The organism is Sphingomonas sp. ACRSK (assembly GCF_022346685.1).
Classification (GTDB): domain Bacteria; phylum Pseudomonadota; class Alphaproteobacteria; order Sphingomonadales; family Sphingomonadaceae; genus Sphingomonas; species Sphingomonas molluscorum.
This window is the reverse complement of the sequence record NZ_JAKRNR010000071.1, coordinates 1-4,523: the sequence shown is the minus strand read 5'-3', so window position 1 is coordinate 4,523 and position 4,523 is coordinate 1. Positions and strand designations below refer to the sequence as shown.

Sequence of the window (4,523 nt, the reverse complement as noted above, 5' to 3'; positions counted from 1 at the left end):
TCGGCCTCCTTCAGGATGCCGATGATCTGCTCTTCCGTAAACTGCTTCCGCTTCATTCCGTCCGTCCCTTCAAGGGCCGGTCTCTAGTTCCAGGTGGATGAAGAAACGGGGGTCACGTCAGCAAGCGGAAAGGTGGTCGCGCAACTCCAGCCACCTCCAGCGCAGATCATCGCTCGCGAGATGCTCGTCCAACGCGGCGACGAGTTGGGCCTCGATGACAGCCACCGCAGCCCTCGGCACCATGTCTACCCATGAAGCGTCCCACCGCGTTTCGGCGGCTTCGCGCAAGCGCTTCGCGTCGATCGGAGCTAGAACCTCGCCAAGTATAGCTGCGAGCACACTGAACAACGTCGGGTGCCCAGCACGCTCCACCTGCAACGTCCAATGCTGCGCCATATAATTTTCGACAGCATGCGCATCGTCGAAAATAAGGCAGTGAGGCTCATCGAAGAAGGTTTTGGCGTTGAACAGCCCACCATACGTAGTCACCGCGACCACATCGCCTGACTGAAATCTCCCTTTGTCATAAGGGTTGTAATCGGCTTTCCGCCCAACAAACGGAGCAATAGTGTCAGCCATCCCGTACTTCGTGCGAGCTTCTTCCACCACCTGATATGCGAGCTGTCGTGTTGGACATACATAGACGACACGCTCTTGCATTTTCCGCCGTCGCCATTCTGCGATGAGCGCTCCAACGAGCGTTTTACCACTGCCAGTCGGTAACTTGATGGCAACGTTAGGCACCGATAGCGCTTTGGACTGATACTCCGCGAGAACATGGCCCTGGTGTGTCAGAAGACCCTTGAAAGCACGATCGCTGAAGTCGAGAAACATGCGTTCTGGACTGTCGAGCGAAATGCTGGAAGTACCGCCAAGCTTAAACGCCACCAGATCATCTCCCCCTTTAACTCTATGCCGAGATTTGTTGCAGGAGATTCGCGAGTTGCCAAGCTAAAGCTACAACTTACCTGCATTCAGCGGTTCGGCGTCGGATTGCTTTGGCAGCCGAGGCGACTGCCTTGCTTGCGCTAAGGCCGTGAGCGAGTCCTGCAAGCCCCACCCTCGCAACCGCCGCGCCCGCTTCCTATCTCCCGCATCTGGCATCCCGCACAGAACGGAAGTAGAACGCCCTCCATGAGTCTGACCCACATCTCCGTCCGCGGCGCGCGGGAACACAACCTCAAGGGCGTCGACATCGACATCCCGCGCGATACGCTCACGGTGATCACCGGCCTGTCGGGATCGGGCAAGTCCTCCCTCGCCTTCGACACCATCTATGCAGAGGGGCAGCGCCGCTACGTGGAGTCGCTCTCCGCCTATGCGCGCCAGTTCCTTGAGATGATGCAGAAGCCGGATGTCGAGCATATCGAGGGGCTCTCCCCCGCGATCTCGATCGAGCAGAAGACGACCAGCCGCAATCCCCGCTCCACGGTCGCCACCGTGACGGAGATCTACGATTACATGCGCCTGTTGTGGGCGCGGATCGGCATCCCCTATTCGCCCGCGACCGGCCTTCCGATCGCGGCGCAGACCGTCAGCCAGATGGTCGATCGCGTGCTGGCGTTGCCCGAGGGCACCCGCCTGCTGCTGCTCGCCCCCGTCGTGCGCGGCCGCAAGGGCGAGTATCGCAAGGAACTCGCCGAGTGGCAGAAGGCCGGCTTCCAGCGCGTCCGCATCGACGGCGAAGTCCATCTGATCGAGGACGCGCCCGCGCTCGACAAGAAGTACAAGCACGACATCGAGGTGGTGGTCGACCGGCTCGTGACCGGCGGCGACATCGCCACGCGCCTGGCCGACAGCTTCGAAACCGCGCTCAAGCTCGCCGACGGCCTCGCCTATGTCGACCTGGTCGACGCGGTCGTGCCGCCGATGCCCCCCGTTGGGTTCGAGCGGAGTTCGAGCGAAGCCGAGAACGCAGTCGAGAACGGCGTGCGAGAGGCGCGCCAGGAGTTTGCGACCGCCTCGACCCCGACCAAGGGGATGAAGGGCGCCGGCATCCCGGCCAACCGCATCGTCTTTTCCGAACGCTTCGCCTGCCCCGTCTCCGGCTTCACCATTGCCGAGATCGAGCCGCGGCTGTTCTCGTTCAACGCGCCCCAGGGCGCCTGCCCCGCCTGCGATGGTCTCGGCGAAAAGCTCGAGTTCGACGCCGACCTCGTGGTCCCCAACCACGATCTCACGATCAAGAAGGGCGCGATCGTTCCCTGGGCCAAGTCCAACCCGCCCTCGCCCTATTACATGCAGGTGCTGGGCAGCCTCGCGCGCGAGTTCGGCTTCAGCCTCGACACCGCGTGGAAGGACCTGCCGGGCGAGGTGCAGCTGGTCATCCTTCACGGCACCGCGGGCAAGCCCGTCACCCTCACCTTCGTCGACGGCAAGAAGTCGTACGACGTGAAGAAGCCGTTCGAGGGCGTGATCGGCAACCTCAACCGCCGCATGCTCCAGACCGAGAGCGCCTGGATGCGCGAGGAGCTTTCGAAGTATCAGGCCAGCCATCCCTGCGAGACCTGCGGCGGCGCCCGCCTAAAGCCCGAAGCACTCGCGGTGAAGGTCGCGGGCGAGGACATTGCCCACGCCACCCATCTCTCGGTGGTGGACGCGCTCGCCTGGTTCCAGGCGCTGCCTGCCCAATTGAACGAGCAGCACCGCGCCATCGCCACCGCGATCCTGAAGGAGATCGACGAGCGCCTCGGCTTCCTCAACAACGTCGGGCTCGACTATCTCAACCTCGACCGCACCTCCGGCACGCTGTCGGGCGGCGAGAGCCAGCGCATCCGCCTCGCCAGCCAGATCGGCTCGGGCCTCTCGGGCGTCCTCTACGTCCTCGACGAGCCTTCGATCGGGCTCCACCAGCGCGACAACGACATGCTGCTCGCCACGCTTCGGCGCCTGCGCGACCTCGGCAACACCGTGCTGGTGGTCGAGCATGACGAAGACGCGATCCGCACCGCCGATTATGTGATCGACATGGGCCCCGGCGCCGGCGTCCACGGCGGCGAAGTCGTCGCCCAGGGCACGCTCGACCAGGTGCTCGCCACCGAAGGCTCCGTCACCGCCGACTATCTCAACGGCACCCGCGAGGTCCCGCTCCCCGCCACCCGCCGCAAGGGCACGGGCAAGAAGCTCACCGTCCACAATGCCACCGCCAACAACCTGACGGGCGTCACCGCCTCGATCCCGCTCGGCACCTTCACCTGCATCACCGGCGTCTCGGGCTCGGGCAAGTCCAGCTTCACCATCGACACGCTCTTCGCCGCCGCCGCCCGCCAGCTGAACGGCGCGCGCGTGCTCGCGGGCAAGCACGACAAGATCACGGGCTTGCAGCACCTCGACAAGGTCATCGACATCGACCAGTCGCCGATCGGCCGCACCCCGCGCTCGAACCCGGCCACCTACACCGGCGCCTTCACCCAGATCCGCGACTGGTTCGCCGGCCTCCCCGAAGCGCAGGCGCGCGGCTACAAGCCCGGCCGCTTCAGCTTCAACGTCAAGGGCGGCCGCTGCGAGGCGTGCCAGGGCGACGGCGTGCTCAAGATCGAGATGCACTTCCTCCCCGACGTCTATGTCGAGTGCGACGTCTGCCACGGCGCCCGCTACAACCGCGAGACGCTGGAGGTGAAGTTCAAGGGCAAGTCCATCGCCGACGTGCTCGACATGACGGTCGAGGACGCGCACGAGTTCTTCAAGGCGGTGCCCCCGATCCGCGACCGCATGGCGATGCTCGCCGAGGTGGGCCTCGGCTACGTCAAGGTCGGCCAGCAGGCGACGACGCTGTCGGGCGGCGAGGCGCAGCGCGTCAAGCTCGCCAAGGAGCTCGCCCGCCGTGCCACCGGCAACACCCTCTACATCCTCGACGAGCCCACCACCGGCCTGCATTTCGAGGACGTGCGCAAGCTCCTGGAAGTGCTCCACGCGCTGGTCGAGCAGGGCAACACCGTGGTCGTGATCGAGCACAACCTGGACGTCATCAAGACCGCCGACTGGATCCTCGACCTGGGGCCGGAGGGCGGCGTCAAGGGCGGCGAGATCGTCGCCGAAGGCACGCCGGAGCAGGTGGCCAAGGAACCGCGCAGCTACACGGGCAAGTATCTCGCGCCGTTGCTGAAGCCGAGGAAGGTGGCGCAGGCGGCGGAGTGAGGGGGCCGAGAGGTGGAGGCGACGCTCCGTCTTCAGCTCAAGATTGCGCCGTCGGAAAGATGCCTAGTCCTGGTACGGAACCTCGTCCGTCGGGACGGCACTAAACGCACCTGACTGAACGGTCATGTGCATGTTAATTCGCGCCTGAGTGGCTACGGACCGACTAACGACGCCTGTACCGCGGTCATCGGTCATCAGGATCGCGTCTTTTCCCCAGCAATCCGGCACATCCGCCAGACAGTCATGATGCTGCACGGTCCAAGCTAGCTGGACACCCGCAAAAACCGCGTATTTTGAAGCGGTCCGTCCGGCGAGGACATTGTTCGATGTTGCGGGACCATGATGGGCGCGCTGTCAGTCTCCTTCCGGCGGTATTTCGGGCTGTG

The 4,523-nt window shown here is 64.3% G+C and carries 2 protein-coding genes; one reads left to right on the top strand and one right to left on the bottom strand.

Features of this window, described 5'->3' with window-relative positions; translation table 11 throughout:
* Window positions 1-117 precede the first annotated feature (117 nt).
* Window positions 118-888: a DEAD/DEAH box helicase gene (locus MHZ35_RS17655; protein WP_239436823.1), complete on the bottom strand. Its 771-nt coding sequence runs from the start codon at window positions 886-888 to the stop codon at window positions 118-120.
* A gap of 246 nt (window positions 889-1,134) precedes the next feature.
* Here MHZ35_RS17655 and uvrA point away from each other — a divergent pair, with 246 nt between their 5' ends.
* Entirely contained in the window at window positions 1,135-4,137 is a 3,003-nt protein-coding gene (uvrA, locus tag MHZ35_RS17650) for an excinuclease ABC subunit UvrA (protein ID WP_239436822.1), read from the top strand.
* Window positions 4,138-4,523 lie beyond the last annotated feature (386 nt).